This is a genomic window from Metabacillus rhizolycopersici (genome assembly GCF_020075705.1).
In genome coordinates, this window is sequence record NZ_JAIQUM010000001.1 from 121612 (window position 1) to 146387 (window position 24776).

A 24776-nucleotide genomic window follows, 5' to 3' on the forward strand; every position below is an offset into this window, starting at 1 on the left:
TTGAATAAATTAGATTTGGTTTACTAGAAATAACGGAATTCATAAAAAAGCTGGAATTGATATTTTCCCACAAATCTTTTGTCTACAAATCAATATTTTGGGAGGTTATAGTGTGAAAGATCTTAGCAGACGCATTATCATTAGTTTAACATTAGCTATCATTATTGTCGGTGGGATGAGTGTTTCTCTTGCGAACATGCCTGAAAGTCCTGATCAGAATGATGATATAATTGTCCAAGTTCAAGGTGAGTAACTAGACAGGCGTGGTTTTAAGGACATCGTAATCTTATCTATACTTGCTCATCAGTTTGTTAAGACACCTATGACATAGATGGACATACATAAGCATCCAAGAAACTTCTACTAAAAGGTTCTTGGATGCTTTATTCGTCTATTCTTTTCCAATAAAATGATTCATAGTATTCGGATCGCTATTACTTTCCATCACCTTGAATAGATTCTATCACTTAATCTTTTCATTCTTTATTTAATTTTGATAAACTAAAAAGATAAACTCCCATTCATGGGAGGTATTTAAAATGTAGTATATAAATAACAAGGAGGATGAAACTATGTCTACTTTCCAACAAAACTTAGAAAAATATGCTGAATTAGCTGTCCGCGTAGGTGTAAATATTCAAGAAGATCAAAATTTAACAATCAACGCTTCTACAGAAGTTGCTGAATTTGTCCGTCTCGTTGTTAAAAAGGCGTATGAAGCTGGTGCACGGAATGTGTACGTGGAGTGGCATGATGACGTTGTTACAAGAACTCGATTTGAGCTTGCATCAGAAGACGCATTAAGCGATTATCCAGAATGGAAAGCAAGAGGCTTAGAAACGTTAGCAGAGAATGATGGAGCATTTATGTCGATTATTTCATCTGATCCCGATCTTTTAAGCGGCATTGATCCAAAACGAATCGCTACTTCAACAAAATCCGCGGGTATTGCCCTTACAAAATATCGAAACTATTTACAAGCTGATAAAGCAAGCTGGACAGTTATTGCCGCTGCTTCAAAAGAATGGGCAGCAAAGGTATTCCCGAATGAAAGTGCAGACAAACAGGTTGAAAAGCTTTGGCAAGCAATCTTCCGCACAACACGGATTGACCAAGCAGATCCTGTACAAGCATGGAAAGATCATAATGACTCCTTACATACAAAAGTTGATTACTTAAATAGTAAAAGATATAAAAAGCTTCATTACAAAGCAACAGGTACAGACTTAACAATTGAACTACATGACACTCATACTTGGTGTGGCGCTGGTAGTGAAAATGAAAAAGGGAATTTCTTCATGGCAAATATGCCAACGGAAGAAGTGTTCACCGTTCCATCACGTAATGGTGTAAACGGTTTTGTCAAAAGCACGAAACCGCTAAGCTACAGTGGGAATTTAATTGATAACTTTTCACTTGTTTTTGAAAATGGTCGTATCGTTGATGTTAAAGCTGAAAAAGGTGAAGAAGTACTCAAGCAATTAGTTGAAACAGATGAAGGTTCCCACTATTTAGGAGAGATCGCATTAGTTGCACATGATTCACCGATTTCCCAGTCTGAAATCCTTTTTTACAATACATTATTTGACGAAAATGCCTCAAACCATTTGGCAATTGGAAACGGCTATGCTTTTTGTGTTGAGGGTGGAAAGAAGATGTCACGTGAGGAGCTAGAAAAAGTTGGCGTAAATTCTAGTATTACACATGTTGACTTTATGATCGGTTCTGCTGAAATGGACATTGATGGTATATTACCAGATGGAACAACTGAAGCAATCTTCCGTAATGGTACTTGGGCTTTTTAAACCAATAAGTTGCCCCATCTTCCATTGGAAGTTTGCTTCCCTTTAAGCTAGATGCTTACTTTAAAAACAAAAATATTTTCATGTTGGGGTCAGACCGTTTCCACTTGTCAGGCCCCTTTTTGATGACGTGTGAAATGAGGGACATTAAATGAAACCTGTAGAGATTTATATTTTATCCGGCTTTCTAGGAGCAGGAAAAACAACCTTACTCCAAAATATTCTATCACAAGAAAAACAGCAACAACGAAAGATTGCTGTCATTATGAACGAGCTTGGAGAAGTTTCCATTGATTCTAACGCTGTACCTGAAGAAACTCCGTTAAAGGAGCTGCTAAATGGTTGTGTATGCTGTACGATACAAGGACAGCTTGAGGTCCAGCTAGAAAACATGCTTCAAGAATATGAACTTGATGCAATCTACATTGAAACAACAGGAGTTGCACACCCAGTGGAAGTTCTTGACGCATGCATGTCACCTCTTTTTGCTGAAAAACTTGCTGTCCAATCAATCATTACAATCATTGATACAAAACGCTGGCAACACCGTACTGAACTAAGCATTCAACTAAGAAAACTATTAATAGAACAAGTTCAACATGCTGATGTTATCCTCTTAAATAAAGTAGATAGCCTATCTGAAAGTGAAAAGGCAAATCTTGTTTCGGAAATACAATCGTTAAGTGAAAATGGTAAGCTCTTCATGACTGAATATGCGAACATTCCACTTTCTCATATGAAAATGAGAAAGAGATATGTCACAAAACCGCATGAGCAAGCACATGTTCATGATACATTACATATGCGCACATATGTCCATACATTTTCAAAACCAATTGATTTAGAATCATTTGAGCAATTTTTGAAGAATATGCCCGACACAATCTACCGCATAAAAGGATACCTCTCCTTTACCCATTCAAAAGATACGTATCTTTTTCAATATTCATATGGAATGCCACTTTATATAAAAGAACAAATGAATATGAAAAACACACTCGTGTTTATCGGTGAAAATTTGGATCATCAAATGTTAAAAAGGGAACTACTGTTGATGGAGGAAAATCAAGCCGAATGAAATTTGTTAAGGGACAGACGATTCTTATGTTCTGTCCCTCTTTTTCCATCGGACGCTTTTGTTCAATTTAACGAAGATATTAGGGAGATTTTCGTTACCGTATTCTCCTTTTTGGGGTTCACTGGGGTTCACGGACAGTGCACATTTGTGATCTGTTTCGAAATCAATCATAATTAAATAATATTTTTATAAGGCAAGAAATTTCGCATAAAAAAGCTAATATTTAGGTTTTAATAATCTTCAAAATCCCCAATAATCCTTCTTAACAATAACTGTAAAATCCAGCATTATTAATCATGTACTTCTTTAATTGAAAAAAGATAGCTCATAATGATCATAATCATTACAAGCTATCTCATGTATTAATCGTTCTAAAGCATTTACAGTTCTTATGCGTATAATTCTTTTACTTGCTTTTGAACATTTTCATCTTCTAAGAACTCATCGTACGTCATTTGCTTATCAACAATACCATTCGGTGATATTTCGATAATGCGATTTGCGATTGTTTGAACAAACTGATGGTCATGAGAAGAGAAAATCATTGCACTTTTATATGCAGTTAAGCCATTGTTTAGAGCGGTAATTGATTCCAAATCTAAATGGTTCGTTGGCTCTTCTAGTAAAAGTACATTCGAACCACTTAACATCATTTTCGAAAGCATACAACGTACTTTCTCGCCACCGGATAATACACTTGGTTTTTTCAATACTTCTTCTCCAGAGAAAAGCATGCGCCCTAAGAAGCCACGTAAGAAGCTTTCACTTTGATCATTTGGAGAATATTGACGTAACCAATCCACAAGACTTGCTTCAGAACCAGAAAAGTATTCACTATTATCCTTAGGGAAATAGGCTTGTGTAGTTGTCACACCCCATTTATATGTTCCACTATCAGGTTCAAGTTCACCTGCTAAGATTTTAAATAGTGTTGAAATCGCGATTTCATCACGGCCTACAAATGCGATTTTATCTTCTTTATTCATGATAAAGTTAATATTATCTAGCACTTTTACGCCATCAATTGTTTTTGACAAGCTCTCTACTCGTAATACATCATTGCCAATTTCACGCTCAGGTGTGAAGTTAACATAAGGATAGCGACGAGAAGATGGTTGAATGTCGTCTAATGAAATCTTATCTAATAACTTCTTACGAGATGTTGCCTGTTTTGATTTTGAAGCATTTGCACTAAATCGTGCAATAAAGTTTTGTAATTCTTTAATTTTCTCTTCTTTTTTCTTATTCGCTTCTTGACCTAATTTCATTGCTAATTGGCTTGATTCATACCAGAAATCATAGTTTCCAACAAAAACCTTAATTTTCGAGAAATCTAAATCAGCAATATGCGTACACACTTTATTCAAGAAATGACGATCATGTGAGACAACAATGACGGTGTTTTCAAAATTAATTAAAAACTCTTCAAGCCACCCGATCGCATGAATGTCAAGATGGTTTGTAGGCTCGTCTAATAGTAGGACATCTGGCTCGCCAAATAGTGCTTGTGCTAAAAGAACCTTCACCTTTTCTCCACCAGTTAATTCAGCCATTTTCTTCGCATGAAGATCTTCTGAAATTCCTAGGCCTTTTAATAAAATAGCTGCTTCGCTTTCTGCTTCCCAACCATTTAGCTCAGCAAATTCGCCCTCAAGCTCAGCTGCTTTCATTCCATCTTCATCCGTAAAATCAGCCTTCATATAAATAGCATCTTTTTCTTGCATTACTTCATAAAGACGTTTATGTCCCATGATAACTGTTTTAAGAACTTCATACTCTTCATATTCAAAGTGATTTTGCTTTAGAATAGCTAAGCGTTCACCAGGAGCCATGCTAACATCACCTGATTGCGCCTCGATTTCACCTGATAATACTTTTAAGAACGTAGATTTCCCCGCACCATTCGCACCAATTAATCCGTAGCAGTTACCTGGATTAAATTTAATATTAACTTCTTCAAAAAGCTTGCGATCACCAAATCGTAAGCTAACATCCGTTACTTGAATCATGAAACATCCTCCAATACTTTATACATCAAGACAATTATAACACTTAACAACTGTTTTTTATACCTCTCAGCTTATGTCCTCTTTGAAACTCCATCTGTATAATTCTAAATCGATTTGTTAAGTGTAAAAGAAAGAATCTGTTTTGGAGGGATTTTCGAATCTATATTCAAGCGATTGATGGGCGAGTACAAGTATTATCAAAGTGCTAAAAGGCATATTGTTTATTGCCAGTCACTCAAATACTTTAGGTATATTTTCATCATTTATTCATGGATTGGAGGTTTCCCAATGTTTTCAACCCGCGGGGATGCACATAAGTTATATTTGAAACTAAAAGTAACAACTAAAAACAAGCAGTTACTAGATGAACTGGATGAATTAACTGAAATAGAAGAGATCCAAACATTTTATCGAAGTTTAAAGAGCTCAACACTTGAAAAAGTTTATTACCGTGTGTTAAAAGAGGAAAAGGGAATGGGGATGATACCTGTTTTAGTTTCCTCAGGACCTTGGGTACTATTACTATTTTCAAAACAGCTGCAAGAATTCTTATTTAAAGATGGAAATATACCATTTTTCATTTTCATCACCATTTATTTGCTGATACTTGTCGTAAGCATCATTCTACATTTCAGAGAGAAAGCGTGGGCGGCTATTCATTCTTCGATTATTAAGGATATTTTGCATGAACGAATGAATACTCCCACCACTTAATTTTCTAACGTATCGAACATTTCTGAACGCTTAACGTTAGTGGAGTTGACAAAATGGTGTGTGATAAACACCCAACCTCTCTATCCCATTGGTCTTGCCGTTGGGACTTCTTTTACAGCTTATTGGGTTTCACACAATTGTGTGCCTCGGCTGTTAATTTGGTTTGAACATTTTACGTGGAAGAGCTTCTTTACCTTCCACAACCTTCTATGTTCAGTTGTCAATGAACAATCTGTATAGGAATATTACACCCTGTGAACAAGTGCTTTGCTACGCACAAAGGCAGTTCACCCCTCCCTACTCATTAGGGTACTCTTGCCTGAAATTGATAGAAAAGAAATGAAAGCTACTTAAACATTTGCTGAAGCACACTTACATTCTAATTACGATAATACGTTACTCGCCATTACATTTGTGCACGTCCGCTTCCTTCAAATATTGTTTATCTAACAATATCAAATCAACTCCATTATGTAAAAATAATGGAGTTGACGGCTCTGTCTATTCTAACAGTTAACAACTTCTACGATGTTTTCGGACTACAATGAATAAAAAAATTAATCCTGTCACAACAGTCGTAAGTGCAGAGAGCATCGCATTAACATTCGTTACAACAAATAATGAGGGAATTTCACCAACTACTGTATCCTCCATTGTAAGAAAGATACATAAAAACATATTATTTGCTGCATGTGCACCAATGGAATATTCTGAACCATTCGTTTTAATTGAAATATAGGTCCAAATAAAACCCATTGCTAAATAATCAATCGCTACCCAAAATGCACCGTGTTCCATTTCAGGATTAGCAAAATGTAAACTACCGAAGATACCTCCAATAATAAGCATTAACAAAATCGGATTTTTTGTTATCTTTCCAGCCCATTGCAATAAAAAACCTCTAAATAGCAATTCTTCTGAGGTCGTTTGGATTGGTACTAATAGAAAGCATGCGACCAACAACCAAGCAAACCTTGTTCCATCGAAGTCATTAAATAGATAGTCATTCGGAAAAATCGCATAATCTATTAGAGCAAACACAGCAAACAACCCAAATGCTATGCAGAAACCATAAAGAATTTTTGACCAATTTATCCTTTCATATGGTGTAATAAAGGAAATGAGCTTTCTTTTTAGAATCGTTCTCGCTGCAATCCACATACCCAAAACAGTCATGATATTAACGACATGATATAAATAAAAATCAACTAATGGATCTGATATGACAAAGTCTTCAAAATCAATTAGATTTGGATTAATTAGCCCTGTTACTAAGACTGCTATTACATAGACGATTGTTCCTAGCACTAGCATAAAAGCTAAAATGACCAGGAGCGAGAAAAGATATCGCCAGTGCGTGTTTCTCCCCTTTGCAATTGACACAAAATTTGAATCCATCCAAACACTCCCCCGTAATCCTATACTGATTCATCTAAAAATCGATTGGTGTATCCATAACAGTTTAGCATAAAAACAAATGGCGATTTCTTGTTCCCCTTTGTTCTGGTGGTTATCCTTGATTGCGCTTATTCCGTTTTCTAAGAAAATAAATGATAATGAGCAGCAGGACACTCAATACGACTAATACCGGTAAACTTCCTACGAAAAAGATAATCAATGCCGAACATGCGTGTAGCAAGAAATTCACACTGCTCATAAATTGTTGCTTCGTTTTCTCCCATGTATTTAAATTTTCATTTTCTAACGCTGGCACGTTTACTTTGTCTTCCTTCACATTCATTGTTACTGTCGCTAAATCTACCTTATTATTTATGTAGTTCATTTTACCTTTTAATTGTTCAATTTCTTCCTGAACAGCTGCCAAATTTGTTGAAACTTTTAACAGATCCTCCGTCTTTTCTGCCTTTTCCATAAATTCCAATAATCGTTTTTCAACGACTTGCTTTGATTTTAACCTCGATTCAAGGTCCACATATTCTTCTGTGACATCCTGACCAGAAATTGAACGATCTACGATTTTTGTACTTCCTTTTTCAACGGATTGTAAAAAGGAAGCAAATTTATTTTGTGGAATTCGTACGGTGATTGTCCCTTCGAGAGCATTTCCCTCACCAGCTGCGTAAGAATTTGACTCAACTATATATCCATTCATTGATGAAAGCTGCTGCTGAACAAGATTTAGTGTATCTTGATAACTTTTAACAAGTATCGAGAGATTTGCTGTATAGATGACCATTCGATCATCTTTGCTCGATTTCATAGCCGTTTGCTCTTTTGCAACGTCATCAGTGACTTGTTCAGCATAATTCTCAGTTTGTATCGCATCTTCTTTTTCTAATTCTGCGCTTTGGACATTACTTTCTTCCATACCGCTTTGATCTTTCAACTCTTGCACTGAATTGTCCGTTTGGATGTCTTCGGTAGAGCTACTACATCCGCTTACTACCACTGAAAGTAGTAGCGCTAATACAACAAGCGTTAATTTTTTCATCTCGACACATCCTTTATAATTTTGCTTATCAAAAGAGTAGTCGATAAAAAAAATAAAATGTTACATCCCAAAGAAAATTAGCTTAACGATTGAATATAGAAGGAAAAGCGTTCTTTAAAATTAATTTCAATTTCAAATTGATCGTTTGGAGATGTCAAGTGTTTTACATCAAAATAGGTACGTTCTTCCTCTGGTAGATTTTCTACCCAAGGAGAGTATGATCGAAAGTTAATTTTATTCATTTCCTCATCAAACTCAGCAAATCGCATCCAGCCATTTCCACCAGCAAAACTAGATTGATAGTCGACAAGCATTTGAATGACTTTATTTCCGTTTGCATTTTTCATTATACGATGAACAGAACCGTGATTATGACCGCTTACTGTCATAAAGATTTGATCATATTCATTAACAAGTTCATTCCATAGCATATTTCCTCGATCCGTATCCTGCGGTGAAATTCCATCACCTGCAATAGCAAGGATTTCATGTGATACCAAAATAGTTGGGAGATTTGGATGGTTCTTTACGATCTGCTTTGCCCATGTTATGTCTTCCATCATATGTTGCATATCAACCATTAAGAATAAATAATGATAGCTTCCAGCTTCAATGATACCATATGAACTAAAGCCTGATGGAGAAGATCCTTTATAATACTCCTTTTCTGAGTAGCGATCTGGTCCATAATAAATCAGATATGGGTCGCCTATTCCGTAGTCATGATTCCCCGCTATCACTAGATATGGGATATTCTGTTTATCAAGTATCTCTACCCCTAAATCTGAAACAATCCACTCTTCTGGGGCATGACTTTGGTCCACCATATCACCAAGAAAGGCAGTCATTGCAATGTTATGACTATCTTTTTGATCAGCTATCCATTCCATCTGCGTAAAGAAAATTTCCGGCTGATAACGAACTGTTTTTTGAGGATCAGGTAAAAAAAGAAAATTATAATTCTTGCTAGCTGTTATGAGCGCTAATTGTTCATTTGTACCATTGGCCGTATATCCCTCTTGACTACTTTTCATTAACCAACCTTCTCTCTTAATTGCTCTATTTGTAATTCTGATTTCTTGAATTTTACCCGAGAATAATGTATCAATTTCATTTGACCACATAGAAGCACCAACATTCCAACCAAATCCTTCAACAGCGTCGATCCCAACTACCTGTGCTTCTGTATTTCGAAAATCGGTAATGCCATTAACATAGAGTTTTGTTTGGTTTCCATCATTAACGACCGAAATATAATACCACTCTTCCTTGCTTTCTAATGAAAAGGACCAGTTTGTTTCATTAACGTTCAAATTTGTTGGATGACTTGTCCACTGTACTTCTCGTAGATTTGAGATAGATAATGTTGAAAGAATTTCTTTTTCTCCCGCTAATTTATTAATTGCTGAAGCCTGTCCTTGTCGAGTCAGAATTCCCATCCAACTATGCTTATTAGGTTCAAAGTTTGGTGGTAATTTTACAATTGCCTCTATCGTAAAACCCTCTTTGAATTTTTCTTTATTAATCATCGCATTATCACTCGTACTGAAGTAACAGCCAACTGGAGCATGCTTATCATTAACAAACTCTAAACTTTGACCATTTGAAGCATTTCCATATGTAGAATTGGACCATTTCAAGATATTTTCTGTTTCAACTGAACGAGAGTCACCAAATGTTTGCATGACAAGATCATTTCCATTTCCACTGGCATCCTGTAAAACTAAATCGCCAGTTTCAATTGTGCCTGATTTCACATATTCTTTTGAAAATTTCCAATAAGCAACAACCTGACCGTCTGTATTAAAAGGCTCAATGCTTTGGCGTAAAATCGATCTATTTTGTTCAGATAGCATTGGGTTGCTATCTGATATTGATAAATTCGTTGGCCATTTTTTATTTGACATAAATATTCTCCTAGCTAACTCATTTGAAATGAGTAGTATTTAATAACTAGTTCAATAGTAGCATTGGAGTGTAAAGCTAAGATAAAGAAATTATAAAGAAATTATAAAGAAATCGTAAAACTTTTTTCTCTGAACGTCACAAAAGCGTAGGTTCCTTGATCAGCCTCGGTCAAATAAGACGCTTTTGAATAAGGCGTACTTTGCCTTCAATTCAAAAGTGGCTTAGACCCAAGAGGGACCGGGCGCTTATCCACAGTACAAGAATTTTATAAATTCCGCTAAGCAATTAAAAACCGACCATTTTAAACAGTCGGCTTCCTTGTTCTTATTCGGTTCTACTGAAATGACTAAATGGATAGAAAATAAATTCTGATTTCCCTAATATTCGATCATCATCAATTAATCCAAGACCATTACGACTATCCATACTATTTAGTCGATTATCGCCCATTACAAAATAACTACCTTCTGGAACAACAATCTCTTCAAAATCACTAGTTAACAGCATTCCTATTTGTTCCGCTTCTTCTTTATTACTGTTCAAATATGTTTCTTCCAATTCTTCACCATTTACATATACTCTACCATCCTCGGCGCTTACTGTGTCTCCTGGTAGACCGATAATTCGTTTTACGTAGCGAATTTTTTCCTCTTCGCCATCAATGATAACGATATCACCTTCCTCAACTTTTCCAATAAAGTGTAATGTTTTATTAACAAAAAGACGATCACCATCTTTTAATGTTGGATCCATCGAAGAACCCTCTACTAGATAAGGCTCGAATAAAAAAATACGAATAATCATTGCAAGCCCAACCGCAAGAATAATTGCTTTTATCCATTCCCATATCTTTGATTTTGGTGTTTCTGCTTCAGTTTGTGACATAATAGTCCTCCTATTTTAATGCTCTTCTTTCATTATACCTATATAATTCCGTTTATTTGCTAAATTTTTATAAAAACCCTTTAATTTTTTTAAATGATACTACAAAATGGTAATGTATAGAAAAAGATGATATGAGAAATGGAGGTGAATATAGCAATGGAATTACTTTTCAATATTTTACGAGTTTTACATATTCTCGGAGGATTTGTTGCTCTTTTTGTATTTTGGGTGCCAATTTTTACAAAAAAAGGTGGAAAGCTTCATCATTTGTTTGGATGGATTTATGTGTATGGGATGATTGTTGTGGCCATAAGTGCCTTTTATATGGGGTTCTTTCGAATTTTTATCGATCCGTTAGCAACAGATGAGGTTATATCATTTTCCTGGTTTCTTATCTTTATTAGTATTTTAAGCTCAGCATCTGCTTACTATGGTTTGAGGGTTTTGCGGTTTAAAAATCGTAAAAAGTCACATACAAACCCTCTGGATCTTGCCTACCCAGGATTGTTACTTACTTCTGGAATTGGCATTAGTATCTATGGATTTGTTCAACATATACCATTGTTATCATGGTTTCCTATTTTGGGAATTGTATTAGGCATTACTCATTTATTCTATTGGTTACAAAAGCCCAAAAGAAAAATGCATTGGTGGTTTGAACATTTTGCAGGTATGCTTGCATGCTGTATCTCAACGTTAACCGCTTTTATTGTCTTCGGTGCTCCTAGGCTTTTAAACGTTGAATCTGTTAGTATTATTTTGTGGTTTTTACCTACAATCGTCATTACCCCTTTAATCATTGGATTAGGAATTTATTATAATAGAAAATTTAACAAGCCTAAAAATTTACGCGTGTAATCTATCTTTTCAAACGATATCTGTAAAAGTCAAATTCGATCAAAAAAGCTGACTTCAACGAATCATGATCTCATTTGAGAGAAATCACCATCGCCGTAAGTCAGCTTTTATATTACACAATCTAATTATTCACTTACTGGTTTTTTTAGCAATCCTAACATTAATGCTGTAATAATTGTACCAATGACAATTGCTAGTAAATAGAGCAGTGGGTTTCCTTCTACTAGAGGTATAACAAATGCTCCTCCGTGTGGTGCACGTAATCCATTACCAAAGTACATTGCTAATGCTCCTGCAATAGCTGAGCCCACAGCAACAGAAGGAATAACTCTACCTGGGTCAGACGCAGCAAATGGAATTGCCCCCTCTGTAATAAATGATGCCCCCATCACATAGCAAGTAATACCTGCTTCACGTTCACGTTTTGTGAATTTATTACGGAATAATGTTGTGGCAAGAGCTATTCCTAATGGTGGAACCATCCCTCCTGCCATTACAGCAGCATGTGGTGCGAAGTTACCCGCATCAATCATCGCAATCCCAAAGGTAAAGGCCGCTTTGTTAATCGGTCCCCCCATATCAATTGCCATCATTCCCCCAAGTAACAATCCAAGAAGTACTAAATTACCAGTTCCTAACGAACCTAAAAGATCCGTAATAAGTCCGTTTAAAGCACTTACTGGTTTATTAATAACAAAGAACATAATCATACCAACTGTAAAAATACTAAACACCGGATATAAAAGAACTGGCTTAATCCCTTCCAATGAAGCAGGCATACCTGATAAAAGTTTTTTCAATAGTAAAACAATATAGCCTGCTAAAAACCCTGCAATTAATCCACCTAAAAACCCTGCTCCACCTTGTGCAGCTAAAAATCCGCCGACCATCCCTGGTGCAAGTCCTGGACGGTCAGCAATACTTAAAGCGATAAATCCGGCTAAAACTGGAATCATAAGCCCAAATGCATTTCCACCGCCAATCGTATTTAGCGCTGCAGCAAATGCATTATACGATTCATGATTTGGATCTGCCGAATATATACCGAATAAAAATGAAATGGCAATTAAGATACCGCCACCAACAACAAATGGTAGCATATTTGAAACACCATTCATTAAATGCTTATAAAACCCTGCTCGTTCACCACTTCGCTGATCTTCCTTTTTCACCTCGCCACTACCGTGATAAATAGGTGCATCTTGATTTACAGCACGGTCTAGCAGCTCTTTTGTTTTTCGAATACCATCAGCCACAGGAACAATAATCACGTGTTTCCCTTTAAATCGATCCATTTCTACTTGCTTATCAGCTGCAACAATAATGGCTGTAGCTTCTTCAATCTCATCAGCAGTTAGGGCATTTTTCACACCACCTGAACCATTTGTTTCAACTTTTAGTGCTAGGTTTAATTCTTTGGCTTTTTCCTTTAACGCATCGGCTGCCATATACGTATGAGCAATGCCTGTTGGACATGCAGTAACAGCTAAGATTTTTCCGCTGTTTGTTCCTGTTATTTCAACGTCTTCATCTTCTTCATCTTTTTCATCATATTGATCAATAATAGCTAAAACTTCTTCTGCAGAATTGACTGATAAGAGTTGTTCTCTTGCTTCCTGTTTCATTAGGATGGAAGAAAGTTTTGATAATGCTTCTAAGTGTGTATTATTTGCCCCTTCTGAAGCAGCAATCATAAAGAATAAATAGCTTGGTTGACCATCTAGAGCTTCATATTCAACACCACTTTGGGAACGACCGAAAACAATAGCTGGATATTTAACCGCATTAGTCTTAGCATGTGGGATTGCGATTCCATCACCAATACCTGTTGTGCTTTGCTGTTCACGAGCGAATAGTGCACGTGTGTATTCTTCTTTATCATTAAGTTTTCCGGCTTTATCCAATACTTCAACTAGTTCTGGAATCACATCGTTTTTAGAGGTTGCTTTTACGTCTAGTTTAATCGTTTCTTTTGTTAATAGTTCTGTAATTCTCAACTTTCTTCCCCCTTATACCTTATTCACCTGAACATGAGGTAATAGCTCTTCTATTTTTTCCGTTGTGCAAAGTTCCATTGAAAACGCTGTTGCACTACCAGCTGCTACACCAATTTTAAACGCTTCTTCCATTGTTTTATTTTTTGCAATAGCACTAATAAAACCACCGACTACTGAATCTCCTGCACCTACAGAATTTAAAACTTTACCTTGTGGTACATTTGCAACATAGCAATCATCCTCTGTAATAAGCAGAGCACCTTTTTCTGCAAGCGAAACAATAACATGCTTTACACCTTGTTCAACTAATTTCTTGCCATATTCAAGCGCTTCATCTGTCGTTTTAATTTCAGTTTGAAACAATTCCCCAAGCTCATGATGGTTTGGTTTAATAAGATACGGCTTTTCGGCAATCACTTCTTTTAACGCATCTCCAGAAACATCCGCAACAACTTTAATCTGATTCTCTTTACAAACCGTCATTATTTTTTTATAAATTAAAGCTGGTAATGTTCCTGGAATACTCCCAGCTAACACAACAATGTCTTCCTTTTCTAACTTATAAAAAACCTTAAGGAATTCTTCTAATTGATTTTCAGATATACGAGGACCTTGTCCATTTATTTCTGTTTCTACTTCGGTCTTTAATTTAATGTTAATTCGTGTATCTTCAGAAACCTTTACAAAATTTGTATGAATGTTTTCATTCCTTAAAAAGTCCTCAACAAATTTACCAGTAAAGCCTCCAATAAATCCTAATGCATGAGATTCAACACCTAATCGTTTCATCACGCGTGATACATTAATCCCTTTTCCTCCAGGAAATTTTGCATCTGCAGTTGTACGATTCAGGGAACCTAATTCAAATTGTGCAACTTCTGCGATGTAATCAACTGACGGATTTAATGTCACCGTATAAATCATATATTCACGACCTTTATTGCTGTATTTTGTGTATAGGGATGGAGAACGTTATCTTCAGTTTCATCCGTTATGATTTTTGCCTCCGATAAATCAGCAATTTTTGAAAATGAAATTTCTCCAAATTTTGTATGATCAGCCAGAACGTATTTTTCCCTGGATAACTGAAGAGCTGCCATCTTCAATGCAGCTTCTTCCGGATCTGGTGTAGTATACCCTAATTCAATATGAATTCCGTTTACTCCTAAAAAACACTTATCAAATCGGTATTGCTCGATTGCAGCTAACGCACCACGACCGATCATAGCACCAGTTATTGGTTTGAGATATCCACCAATTAAATAGGTTTTGATTCCCTTTTTCATAAGCGGATCAATAATCGTTAACCCATTTGTAACGACGACAAGCTCCTTATTTACTGGAAGAAACTCAACCATCAGTAGTGTTGTTGACCCAGCATCTAAATAGATGCACTCACCTTCCTCAACCAAGGATGCAGCTTCCTTTGCAATCATTGTCTTTTCATGATGGTTTTTGGCTGATTTTTCACTAATAGTTGGCTCACTAAGTTTTCCTTGTAGGAGGGACGCACCTCCATGTATTCTTTTTAAATATTTTTCATCCTCTAATTGAGATAAATCACGTCGTATTGTTGATTCGGAAGAGTTTGTTAAATCGACAAGCTCTTGAATTTTTACCGTATATTTTACTTTAAGTTGTTCTAAAATAAGTTGATGACGTTCAGAAGTTAACAAGAATAAACACCTCCAAGAAAATTGTAAGCGAATACAACATCCCTTCCTTGATTATTATACTTTCATTCCTCTTCAAAATCAATCAAAAAATATCAAAATCTATCATAACCAACCATGATTCATTTCATTATCATTTATTATCGATCAAATCAGCTTTTTCCTATTCTCTGGGATTTCTTTTTTTTTAAAAAAACAAGCGCACAATTTAGATGTAAGATGTTTTTAAATGTAATGAATCACTCCTAAATTTTAAAAGAACAAAAGCGAAAGCGCCTTGATCAGCCTCGGGTAAATAAGACGCTTTTGAATAGAAGGCGTACTTTGCCTTCTATTCAAAAGTGGCTGTAGACCCAAGAGGGACTGGACGCTTACGCTGGATGTCGTGCGCTTATCCACAGTACAAGAATTTTGTAAATTTCTGGCAATAAAAAACTCCTATCAAAGTTACTACTATCATCGTAGTACTCTAATAAGGAGCTTTTATTGTCATTCATATCTTAGTGATTCAATTGGACTCAAGCGTGCTGCTTTATTTGCTGGCAACATCCCAAATACGATTCCAATTAGCATTGAGAATAATAATCCACCAACAACTACTTGCCATGAAATAAGCGGTGGCCATCCAGCAAAAACAGACACGATATTTGCTGCAATTGCACCGAAGATAATACCGACAATCCCACCTATTAATGTGAGTGTAACAGATTCGATCAAAAACTGGGTCAAAATTTGCCTCTTCGTTGCACCTAATGCTTTTCTAATACCAATTTCCCTCGTTCGTTCCGTCACAGAAACAAGCATGATATTCATAACACCGATTCCACCAACGATTAATGATATACCTGCAATAGAACCGATGATTAACGTCATAATTGTCGTAACCTGTCCGACCCCTGCGGCCATTTCTTCCATATTAAATACTTTATACGAGTCTTCCGTGTTATGTGTTGCATTTAACATACTAGTTGCTTTATCGCCAGCTTCTTGCATAACGTCAGAATTGATTGCTTGAAGTGTTATTTGATTGTAATCATTTTTACCGAATGATGCTCGAAACGTGTTCCAAGGTATGTAAACTTCCATGGCACCAAAAGCAAATAGGCCTGTTGGCTTTTCCAGTACACCAACAATTTCAATTGGCTGTCCTTTTACCCAAATGACCTCTCCAATTGGATTATCACCATCAAACATTTCGGTTTTTAGATTATCACTTATCACTCCAATCCGCGCCCCACCGATAAAATCAGCCTCAACAAGGTTTCTACCCGACTGAACTTGTAAATTATTCACTTCTATGTAAGCTTCGTTCACCCCATACACACTAGTATCGGCGGTTTCTTCACGAAATCTTGTTGTAAAATATTCTGTTGATGATGCAACAACCTTATTTACTTCTGGTATGTCCTTTAAGGCATTGACATCATCCTGTGTAAAAGCAGCGTTCATAAATGCATTCGGATTTGACATCATTTCTTCTTCACTTGGTTCATAATAAACTTCTATTGTATTACCAGGACCTGTAATAGCCGATTTTAATAATTGTTCCCCACCTTGACCGATAGCAACAACTAAAATAACGGATGCGACACCAATAATAATCCCTAACATCGTTAATATCGAACGCAATTTGTGGGCAAGAACAGAGCTTAAGGCCATTTTCATGTTTTCTAGTAAACTCATTTTTTCATCTCACCTGCTCTTCATCGGAGAGAATAAACCCATCCCTAACCGTAATTATTCGTTTGGCATAATCCGCTACTTCTTGTTCATGTGTGACAAGAATAACAGTTGTACCTTCCTTATTTAACGCTGTAAATTGCTCCATGATTGAAACGCTCGTTTTACTATCAAGCGCTCCCGTTGGTTCATCAGCTAGGATTAGTTTCGGTTCATTTACAATCGATCTAGCAATCGCCACACGCTGCTTCTGACCACCTGATAACTCATTTGGTAAATGATTGACCCGCTCACTTAAACCTACTTTTTCGAGCGCTTGTCTTGCCCGCTCTTCCCTTTCCTTTTTCCCTACACCCGCATAGATCATCGGGAGCTCTACGTTTTTTAATGCTGTTAGACGGGGCAGAAGTTGGAACTGCTGAAAGACAAATCCTATCGATAGATTTCGCACCTTTGCAAGTTCTTCATCTTTGTAAGCTGAAATATCCTCTTTATCTAGTAAGTACATTCCAGACGTAGGATTATCTAAGCAACCAATCACATTCATTAATGTCGATTTACCAGAACCAGAAGGACCCATTATAGCCACAAACTCACCTTCATTTATTGTGAGATTGATGTCTTGTAATACATCTAATGTTTCCGCTCCAACTTTATAGCTTTTTGTGATTGCTGTAAGCTCAATCATTTCACACTCACTTCCATCCCATTCTGAAGGCTGTCTGGTGGATTGATAATCACTTCTTGTCCATTTTCTAATCCTGATGTAAGCTCCATAAATTCATCACTCGTGGCACCCAACTTTACGTCTTTACGAATAGCTTTTCCTTCTTCGACAATAAACACAAAGTAGTCTTCACCATCTTGCTTCACAGCTTCCACTGGAATCGCTTGTACCTTGCGTTTTTCTGTTTCAATATCCATGATTAACTTAAAGCCTGGCTTTGCCTCAATATCTTGATTATCTAAGGTTACTTCAATCGGATATTGCACAGCTGTATCTTCATTCCCCATGAGATTTTCAGTTTGCACAGGCAAAAGGCTAACCTTTGAAACGGTTCCCTTCCATTCTTTATCTAGAATAACGTCAGATTTAAGTGTAACTGGTTGTTCTTCTTTTATTTTTAATGAGTCATATTCTGAAATTGTCGCTTTTACAACAAATTCATCCGCTTTTCCAATGTGGAGAATTGGTGTTTGTGCTCTACCAGCGAGTGCATCCTCATCAACCGAAAGCACTGTTCCAACAATTTTGCTTTTCACTTCTAATTGCCCTATTTTCTCATCAATCGTTTCTTTTTGGAGCTGGACCTGTCGTGCCTCTAAATCAGCTACTTTCAAATCAGTATTTAACTGATTTCTTTCAGCTTCAACCGTTTCTTCCGCTTCCTTTTCACCAACCTGATCTTCTAAATCCTTTTCCTTATCATCAAGGGCATCAATTTGATCTTTAATCTGATTTATTCGTAAATACGCTGATTCCAGAGATAGAGCGTTTTGCTCTTTTTCTAATTGAAGCTGCTCGTTTTCGTATTGTAATAAAGGAGTACCTTTTTCTACTTGATCTCCTTCTTTAACAAGCACTTCAGAAATCTCTCCATTTTCAGGCTCTAAGTAGAGAAAATCTTCCTGACTTAAAGAAAGTGTCCCGGGAACCATAACATTCCCGGTAATTTCACGTTCTTCAACCTTCGCTGTTTCTACAGTAAGATTTTCTTTCCCCATTGTTCTAAAAACATTTACTCCGACTAATACAAGGATTAGAACTACTACACCTATTGATATCCATATCTTTTTCTTCATTACAATTGCGTCAACCCTTCAAAAGCACCAGTAATGGCAGCAATGCCAATGCCAATGGCAAAGAAAATGATGGTAATAGTTAGTGCTACTGGTTTCGATAACATTGCTACTTTAATAAGACCTAATGCTAAAAGAATATAATACCAAATAGAGAATACTTCAATCGTTCCTAATACTGCTCCTAATATACCAGTGGCACCAACAAAGCTATTCAGACTTGTCAGTAGAATTGTTGGGTCTCCAGCAATCGCCAAAATAATTAACTGATTTAGTAATTGACCAATCATAGTAATAAAACTAATAAAAATCATTAATGAGAACATTTGTTTAAACGTGACATTCGATTTTGCAATCTTTGCTATCCCCCATAAAATCAGCCCAAAAATAAGGAAACTAATTGGCGTACCAAAAAATCCAGCTACACCTGCACCGACAGCTCCAAATATTTTCATCATTTCCTGATCTTCAGCAGACATTTCCATCCCAGGTACAGCTGAATAATCCGTACCTAGTGCAGTGAGGACAGCGACGGCAGTCATTAAGATTGTCACCAAAATTAACGGCCACCAAATAACCGGCCTTTCTCTCATTCTCTCAAACTGTTCGCCGGGACTAAAAATCATTCCAAATAATGACGGCTTTTGCACTTGAACTGTTTCTTGTTCCATTGTTAATAACCTCCAAATTATGTATTCATATACTTATACGAGTGAAATTCGGAATAGTTTCACAAATTTTTTTAAAGTTTATATGAAAAAAGGACCAAAAAGAAATGTTCCTTTTGGTCCCTTTATGTATTTTATACTGTAAAATGTTAACTCATTCTGAACAGACAGTATGATCTCTGCCTCAAGATTCAAGAACAAAAACGAAGATAGGTGGGAGGTAACTACCCATAATCATCCGATGAGTCTCACTTTATGACATTCCTTGAATGAAATCTACAAATGTATCAACATTGCTTCTACGAAAACGCTGAGGTTTTTGTACTAGCCACAAATCTCTGTTCATTTGAACGTCACTAATTTTTACTCCGGCAAGCTCCCTATGCTTTAACTCCTTTGCAACTGTTAATCTTGGGAGAATACTTATTCCCAAACCGGCTTCAACTGCACTTTTAATCGCTTGGGTACTCCCGAGTTCCATATAGCTTTCCATTTTGTCTAAAACACCGTATTTCTTTAAGGAGGCCTCGACGATTAATCTTGTGCCAGATGTTGATTCCCTCCAAATCATATGTTCTTTCGTTATTTCTTGAACATCAATTTCTGTTCGATTTTTCCAAGGGTGATCAATTGGGCATACTAAAATCAATTCATCGTCAGCAAATTTCTGTGTTTGAAAACTTGTATTTTCAACTACACCTTCAACAAGTGCTATATCAATCACGTCATTTGATAGCTTCTCAAGAATATTTTGAGTATTACCGATATTCAACATTAGTTTTGTTTCAGGATGCTTTTTTTTATAACTACCCAACACTTCAGGTAAAAAATATTCACCAATTGTTAATGAAGCACCAACGCTAAGCTTCATCTCATAGTTCCCGGTGATTTGTTTAATTGTTTCCTTCGATAGGTTAAAATCCTTTACAATTTCTTTTGCAAAAGGATAGAGTACGTTTCCTGCCTTCGTTAATTTTAACTTTCCGTCTGTACGGTCGAATAGCAGTGTTCCATACACATTTTCTAACTGATGAATTTGTCTTGTAACAGCTGGTTGCGAAACAAAGCTGAGGCGGGCAGCCTGACTGATACTTCCCTCTTCAACAACCAAACAAAAAACCCTTAAATTTTCTATATTCACAGAATAATCCTCACCTTTAACCGGATTCAGTATTTCATTATATCAAAGTAAGGGAAAAACGCCCGTTCACATATACCTTATTAAATGAAAAACAACTTGATGCTAACAGCTATTAATAACATAGATAGCATTTGAATAATGAATCTTCCAGAAATACGATTTGATAGAAGCACACCAAATTGCGCTCCAATTATTACACCAGCTCCGCCCCAAAATACGACGCTCCAATCGATATTCCCATAACTAATTTGGGATATGACACCAACGCTTGAATAAAGTGATAGTGAAAAAAGTGATGTAGCAGTTGCTTTATGAGGAGCAATGTTGAAAACATAAATTAGAATTGGCACGAGTAGCCAGCCTCCACCAATTCCAAAAAAGCTTGAAATGGTCCCTAGAATCAATCCAATCAAAATATAAGCAAGCGATTTATCCTTTTGTTTCGTAGTAACTTCCAAAATTCCCTTATTAGTAGGAGCCTTTTTTATCAGCAGGAAAACTCCTAAGGCAAGTAACACCCCTGCAAACAGTATATAATACATATCTGAGGAGGTATATTGTAAAATCCATGTCCCTAAAAAGGTTCCCGGAATCGCACCGATTGAAAGTGTCAAACCAATTTTATAATCAATTCTTTTATGCTTGATATATCCAGCGATACCAGATAAAGAATTTAATAATACAACGACTAAGCCCGTACCTGCTGCAATTTTTGGGTCATATTGAAAGATAATAAGCAATGCTGGTACAAAGACAAATCCCCCGCCAGCACCAACTATGACACCATACCCTCCTGACAATAGACCAATTAACAATAAAAGTAAACCTGTCGTGATGTCCATACGATCATCTCCATTACAACTTATCATACCTATATCCCAATAATATCAGGCACCGTTCAACTTGAATACTAGAATAATAGCATGGCCTATAACGGTTTGTAATACCTAACTAATCACATCTATTTAAATATAATCCTATAATATTTTGATGTGCACTTGTTTCATAGACAAACAAAGAAGCTAGTCACCTAGATATAGTAGGTGATTAGCTTCTTTTTCCCATTAATCAATTTATTTCGGTGCCGTCGTTTGTTTCTACTGTCTTTTTAACTATTCATGATTATTTCTCTATTTTCTAAGCAAGGTGGGCAGCCTCGTTTAATTTTTCAGTAGAATGAACAATTTTTTGTGTGGCTGTCCCGATTTCTGTAATAATTTTAACAAGATTTTGAATATCAGATTCTGTTTGTTGAACAGTAACCAGATTTTCATTTGCTGCTTTTACAATTCGATCAAAAGCTTGCCTTGTCATTGCTGATTTATGTTTACCATCTTCAGTTAATCGTTCTACTTCTTGAACACTTGCGCTAACATTATCCTTTTGCACCGTGATTTGTTTTGTGAATTCTTTGATTGACTCAACAGATTCTTTCGTCTGTTCAGAAAGCTTCCTTACTTCATTTGCCACAACGGCAAAACCTACTCCATGCTCACCTGCACGGGCCGCTTCAATCGATGCATTGAGGGAAAGCAAATTCGTTTGACTTGAAATCCCCTCAACAACCCCAACTACCTCTATAATTTGAGACGATAATTGGTTAAGAGCTTCAACCGTCTTTTTCATTCCTTTTGTACTTTCATAAATTGTTCGAATTTGTTCCTCCAATAAATGTAGTTGTTCCTGACCATCTTCAGCAAGCAATTGGCTAGTCTTTGATTTTTCGGCCGTCTGCTGTCCTTGTTCACTCACTTTTTTACTATTTTGAAGTAATTCTTCTACACTAGCATTTGTTTCTTCTGTAATAGAAACGAGTGACTCACTCGTTGTAAAAATTCTCTCTTTTAATTCCTCTTTGATTTTTTTGAATTCCTCTTGCTTAGATTCTATATGTACTTTCTCCAATGCTTCTAGAATCACTTGTTGATGGAAATTCAAAATTTTAGACACACTATTAGATAGCGTAAAAAACTCTTCTACATTTGACGTTGAATCGTATATACAACTTTGGATATGTTGAAACAAGATTTGAAAACTAGCAACATACCATTGTGGCAAAACGCCGATTCCATGATGCGCTTTTGCTAATTGTTGAAGTTTTTCAATATACGCGTCATCAAAATGACCTTCAAGCATCATCCCTAAGAAGTGGCCATGATGTTGAATCCAACGCTCTTGATTTGAATAGGTGGTTACAATTGCTTCGTATTCAGGAATATTACACATCGCTTGATAAAATTTGTTCGCGATATTTTGTGCATTCTCTTTGATCAGACTTTGTACCGTTTTAGCTATTTTCATTTCTTCTAAAGTTAAACTAAGGGCATTAAACTGATTGCTAATATTTCTATCTGAAATCGAAAATACGACTGTTTGTTCACTAGCATACTGAATCCATTTCGTGTGATTTTTATGATTGGATTTACGTATTGAAGCAATTAGGGCCACTCTTAAAACTCCCATTATGTTTTAATAATCAGATTTTTCACTAAAAGAATTCTCCTTTTAGTTACTTTATGTAAGTTATTATATTTTCACTACCAGGTTATATCAAATAAGATATACTTTCCTTCCTACTAACATTATTTAAAGTGATAATCAGTGATAAAATTTTTTATACCTTTATTTTTTGCATCTAAAATCCTGACATTACATGTAAGACATAATAATGACAAGCGATATGAGGCAAGCTAATTATGTAGGGAAGGACTTCCTAAAATTTTTAAAAAGGAAGGGCTCAGGCTCTTTCATTCCTTTTCTTATCTTTCGTTATAACTGGGAGGATTATTATGCCGAATGTAGAAGTTAGCTGTTCTATATCAAATTGTACTTTTCATGCAGAAGGCAATATATGCGGAGCTAATAAAATCACGATAGACATGGATTATAAGTCAAAATATGATACAGAGTTTTCTCAGGAATTTGGCTTTGAAAGTCAAAAGGAAAAAGCGAATTTTTCTGCAGATACGTGTTGTAAAACGTTTAAACCAAAGTTGAAATAAGAACTATCGTGGTCGTACAGTTTGGTATTCATTAAAGTGAAGGAACACCTGATTAATGTATTTGTACATCGATCAGGTGTTCTATTTTTGAATGGATTATTAGCTTATTACTATAATCCCTCTAAGTACTATTCACAAATAAGTATTTGCCTAGAAAATAATTGTTTTTTCGCGACGCAACGATCAGTAATTTCAAAACCTGCATCTCTAATCATATCATCGATCGTTTCAATCGTTATCACTACTACTTTGTTGGCAATGCGTCTAGCATGTTTTAGAATTGAAAATTGTTCCTCTGGTGTTGCGTGTGTATACAGATTGTATGGAAGATCAATAATCGCTACATCATAGCTTTTCGAAACTTCTGATATAGGTCCTAGAGTGACTTCTCCTTCTAATCCGAAATGAGCAATGTTCTCCCTCGCGCCGCTTGTGACGTGATAATTTATATCACGACCGACAATGTTAATACCCATAGAGAGTGCTTCTACCAGCACCGTCCCAATTCCACAACATGGATCAATCGCGCGGACTCCATCAGGATTCGGAACAGCGATATTGGCAACTGCTCTTGCTACGCGCGTGCTTAGTGCTGTTGAATATTCGCGTGGTTTTTTCAAGTGACGTAGCCAAATTGCTTCGCTTTTACGATACTTCCCAAAATACCATCGTCCGCCCAAAAGAGTAATGCCAAATATTAGGTCTGGATGATGTAAATCGGCTTCTCCATTGATGCGCCAGCCAATATCTCTTTCAATCTTCAGTCTTTCTTTATATTCTACTTTTTCAGTTCCTTCCAAATCATTCGTCTTAACGAAAACGACTCTAAATGTCGTTTCACCTAATTGAATTTGTTCAACTTGTTCCATAATATCTGATAAGTTGTCCCCTTCGTACAGCACTTCAAGCCGTTCCTTAATAAAGGGACTTCTGCTCGGGTCAATTTCCGTTGAGCTTTTTATGATGTTTAAGCGAGATTCAATGCCAAAAAGCATGCGCATTTCCATGTGACATAACGAACGCTCCTCCTCGCTACATGCATACGTATATATAAATCCCGGCATCCCGTTCTGATTATTCAATCTATTCCCATCCTTTACAGCAGCAAA

22 protein-coding genes are annotated in these 24776 nt (G+C 36.3%); 6 read left to right on the top strand and 16 right to left on the bottom strand.

Annotated features, from left to right (window positions below; translation table 11 throughout):
• Positions 1-112: 112 nt before the first annotated feature.
• The 3 genes from K9V48_RS00575 to K9V48_RS00585 all read left to right on the top strand — a co-directional run bounded on the left by K9V48_RS00575 (position 113) and on the right by K9V48_RS00585 (position 2880).
• Entirely contained in the window at positions 113-253 is a 141-nt protein-coding gene (locus tag K9V48_RS00575) for a protein YkpC (RefSeq protein ID WP_181455788.1), read from the top strand.
• 319 nt (positions 254-572) lie between these two features.
• Complete coding sequence (locus tag K9V48_RS00580; RefSeq protein WP_224135914.1) at positions 573-1805, top strand: aminopeptidase; 1233 nt, start codon at positions 573-575, stop codon at positions 1803-1805.
• Between the two features lie 148 nt (positions 1806-1953).
• On the top strand, positions 1954-2880 hold the full coding sequence (locus K9V48_RS00585; protein WP_224135916.1) for a CobW family GTP-binding protein: 927 nt from the start codon (positions 1954-1956) through the stop codon (positions 2878-2880).
• 389 nt (positions 2881-3269) lie between these two features.
• Here the strand turns inward: K9V48_RS00585 and K9V48_RS00590 are convergent, their stop codons facing one another.
• The gene (locus K9V48_RS00590) at positions 3270-4889 is read right to left on the bottom strand and encodes an ABC-F family ATP-binding cassette domain-containing protein (RefSeq protein ID WP_224135918.1); all 1620 of its coding nucleotides are present in this window, start codon (positions 4887-4889) and stop codon (positions 3270-3272) included.
• Between the two features lie 288 nt (positions 4890-5177).
• On the opposite strand from K9V48_RS00590, the gene K9V48_RS00595 reads away from it, so the two are divergent.
• Positions 5178-5603 (top strand): hypothetical protein, encoded by a 426-nt coding sequence (locus K9V48_RS00595; protein WP_224135920.1) that lies wholly within the window; start codon positions 5178-5180, stop codon positions 5601-5603.
• A gap of 513 nt (positions 5604-6116) precedes the next feature.
• On the opposite strand, the gene K9V48_RS00600 is transcribed toward K9V48_RS00595, so the two are convergent.
• The 4 genes from K9V48_RS00600 to lepB all read right to left on the bottom strand — a co-directional run bounded on the left by K9V48_RS00600 (position 6117) and on the right by lepB (position 10848).
• Complete coding sequence (locus K9V48_RS00600) at positions 6117-7001, bottom strand: CPBP family intramembrane glutamic endopeptidase (RefSeq protein ID WP_224135922.1); 885 nt, start codon at positions 6999-7001, stop codon at positions 6117-6119.
• A gap of 112 nt (positions 7002-7113) precedes the next feature.
• Complete coding sequence (locus K9V48_RS00605; RefSeq protein ID WP_224135924.1) at positions 7114-8055, bottom strand: DUF4349 domain-containing protein; 942 nt, start codon at positions 8053-8055, stop codon at positions 7114-7116.
• Between the two features lie 77 nt (positions 8056-8132).
• On the bottom strand, positions 8133-9962 hold the full coding sequence (locus tag K9V48_RS00610) for a LamG-like jellyroll fold domain-containing protein (RefSeq protein ID WP_224135926.1): 1830 nt from the start codon (positions 9960-9962) through the stop codon (positions 8133-8135).
• Positions 9963-10287: 325 nt separating this feature from the next.
• Entirely contained in the window at positions 10288-10848 is a 561-nt protein-coding gene (gene lepB / locus K9V48_RS00615; protein ID WP_224135928.1) for a signal peptidase I, read from the bottom strand.
• Between the two features lie 156 nt (positions 10849-11004).
• On the opposite strand from lepB, the gene K9V48_RS00620 reads away from it, so the two are divergent.
• Complete coding sequence (locus tag K9V48_RS00620) at positions 11005-11706, top strand: DUF2306 domain-containing protein (protein WP_224135930.1); 702 nt, start codon at positions 11005-11007, stop codon at positions 11704-11706.
• Positions 11707-11831: 125 nt separating this feature from the next.
• Here the strand turns inward: K9V48_RS00620 and K9V48_RS00625 are convergent, their stop codons facing one another.
• From K9V48_RS00625 to K9V48_RS00670, 10 genes are all read right to left on the bottom strand, one after another.
• Positions 11832-13703: a PTS fructose transporter subunit IIABC gene (locus tag K9V48_RS00625; protein WP_224135931.1), complete on the bottom strand. Its 1872-nt coding sequence runs from the start codon at positions 13701-13703 to the stop codon at positions 11832-11834.
• A 12-nt stretch (positions 13704-13715) separates the two neighbouring features.
• Positions 13716-14627 (bottom strand): 1-phosphofructokinase, encoded by a 912-nt coding sequence (gene pfkB / locus K9V48_RS00630; RefSeq protein WP_224135933.1) that lies wholly within the window; start codon positions 14625-14627, stop codon positions 13716-13718.
• Positions 14624-15379 (bottom strand): DeoR/GlpR family DNA-binding transcription regulator, encoded by a 756-nt coding sequence (locus K9V48_RS00635; protein WP_224135935.1) that lies wholly within the window; start codon positions 15377-15379, stop codon positions 14624-14626. Before K9V48_RS00635 ends, pfkB begins: the two co-directional genes overlap by 4 nt.
• Before the next feature lie 486 nt (positions 15380-15865).
• Positions 15866-17059 (bottom strand): ABC transporter permease, encoded by a 1194-nt coding sequence (locus K9V48_RS00640; RefSeq protein ID WP_224135937.1) that lies wholly within the window; start codon positions 17057-17059, stop codon positions 15866-15868.
• Positions 17060-17063: 4 nt separating this feature from the next.
• The gene (locus K9V48_RS00645) at positions 17064-17744 is read right to left on the bottom strand and encodes an ABC transporter ATP-binding protein (protein ID WP_224135940.1); all 681 of its coding nucleotides are present in this window, start codon (positions 17742-17744) and stop codon (positions 17064-17066) included.
• On the bottom strand, positions 17741-18859 hold the full coding sequence (locus K9V48_RS00650; protein ID WP_224135942.1) for an efflux RND transporter periplasmic adaptor subunit: 1119 nt from the start codon (positions 18857-18859) through the stop codon (positions 17741-17743). The genes K9V48_RS00645 and K9V48_RS00650 overlap by 4 nt, the downstream gene beginning before the upstream one ends.
• A complete protein-coding gene (gene yknW / locus K9V48_RS00655) occupies positions 18859-19527 on the bottom strand; it encodes a YknW family membrane protein (RefSeq protein ID WP_224135944.1) in 669 nt (222 codons plus the stop codon). The genes K9V48_RS00650 and yknW overlap by 1 nt, the downstream gene beginning before the upstream one ends.
• Before the next feature lie 250 nt (positions 19528-19777).
• Positions 19778-20665, bottom strand: a complete 888-nt coding sequence (locus K9V48_RS00660; RefSeq protein ID WP_224135946.1) for a LysR family transcriptional regulator — start codon at positions 20663-20665, stop codon at positions 19778-19780.
• Between the two features lie 80 nt (positions 20666-20745).
• Positions 20746-21507, bottom strand: coding sequence for a sulfite exporter TauE/SafE family protein (locus K9V48_RS00665; RefSeq protein WP_224135948.1), 762 nt, complete (start codon positions 21505-21507; stop codon positions 20746-20748).
• A gap of 295 nt (positions 21508-21802) precedes the next feature.
• Positions 21803-23113 (bottom strand): globin-coupled sensor protein, encoded by a 1311-nt coding sequence (locus tag K9V48_RS00670; protein WP_224135950.1) that lies wholly within the window; start codon positions 23111-23113, stop codon positions 21803-21805.
• Between the two features lie 341 nt (positions 23114-23454).
• Between K9V48_RS00670 and K9V48_RS00675 the strand changes: the two genes are divergently transcribed.
• A complete protein-coding gene (locus K9V48_RS00675; protein ID WP_224135952.1) occupies positions 23455-23667 on the top strand; it encodes a DUF1540 domain-containing protein in 213 nt (70 codons plus the stop codon).
• A gap of 128 nt (positions 23668-23795) precedes the next feature.
• On the opposite strand, the gene K9V48_RS00680 is transcribed toward K9V48_RS00675, so the two are convergent.
• On the bottom strand, positions 23796-24731 hold the full coding sequence (locus K9V48_RS00680; protein ID WP_224136105.1) for a TRM11 family SAM-dependent methyltransferase: 936 nt from the start codon (positions 24729-24731) through the stop codon (positions 23796-23798).
• Positions 24732-24776: the final 45 nt, after the last annotated feature.

Bases quoted from the DNA above. Each gene is read 5' to 3' on its own strand.
- K9V48_RS00680 (WP_224136105.1), bottom strand. From the start codon at position 24,731: ATGCCGGGATTTATATATACGTATGCATGTAGCGAGGAGGAGCGTTCG.
- K9V48_RS00605 (WP_224135924.1), bottom strand. From the start codon at position 8,055: ATGAAAAAATTAACGCTTGTTGTATTAGCGCTACTACTTTCAGTGGTA.
- K9V48_RS00590 (WP_224135918.1), bottom strand. From the start codon at position 4,889: ATGATTCAAGTAACGGATGTTAGCTTACGATTTGGTGATCGCAAGCTT.
- K9V48_RS00675 (WP_224135952.1), top strand. From the start codon at position 23,455: ATGCCGAATGTAGAAGTTAGCTGTTCTATATCAAATTGTACTTTTCAT.
- K9V48_RS00620 (WP_224135930.1), top strand. From the start codon at position 11,005: ATGGAATTACTTTTCAATATTTTACGAGTTTTACATATTCTCGGAGGA.
- K9V48_RS00600 (WP_224135922.1), bottom strand. From the start codon at position 7,001: ATGGATTCAAATTTTGTGTCAATTGCAAAGGGGAGAAACACGCACTGG.
- K9V48_RS00640 (WP_224135937.1), bottom strand. From the start codon at position 17,059: ATGAGTTTACTAGAAAACATGAAAATGGCCTTAAGCTCTGTTCTTGCC.
- yknW (WP_224135944.1), bottom strand. From the start codon at position 19,527: ATGGAACAAGAAACAGTTCAAGTGCAAAAGCCGTCATTATTTGGAATG.
- lepB (WP_224135928.1), bottom strand. From the start codon at position 10,848: ATGTCACAAACTGAAGCAGAAACACCAAAATCAAAGATATGGGAATGG.
- K9V48_RS00645 (WP_224135940.1), bottom strand. From the start codon at position 17,744: ATGATTGAGCTTACAGCAATCACAAAAAGCTATAAAGTTGGAGCGGAA.
- pfkB (WP_224135933.1), bottom strand. From the start codon at position 14,627: ATGATTTATACGGTGACATTAAATCCGTCAGTTGATTACATCGCAGAA.
- K9V48_RS00610 (WP_224135926.1), bottom strand. From the start codon at position 9,962: ATGTCAAATAAAAAATGGCCAACGAATTTATCAATATCAGATAGCAAC.
- K9V48_RS00650 (WP_224135942.1), bottom strand. From the start codon at position 18,859: ATGAAGAAAAAGATATGGATATCAATAGGTGTAGTAGTTCTAATCCTT.
- K9V48_RS00580 (WP_224135914.1), top strand. From the start codon at position 573: ATGTCTACTTTCCAACAAAACTTAGAAAAATATGCTGAATTAGCTGTC.
- K9V48_RS00665 (WP_224135948.1), bottom strand. From the start codon at position 21,507: ATGGACATCACGACAGGTTTACTTTTATTGTTAATTGGTCTATTGTCA.
- K9V48_RS00585 (WP_224135916.1), top strand. From the start codon at position 1,954: ATGAAACCTGTAGAGATTTATATTTTATCCGGCTTTCTAGGAGCAGGA.
- K9V48_RS00595 (WP_224135920.1), top strand. From the start codon at position 5,178: ATGTTTTCAACCCGCGGGGATGCACATAAGTTATATTTGAAACTAAAA.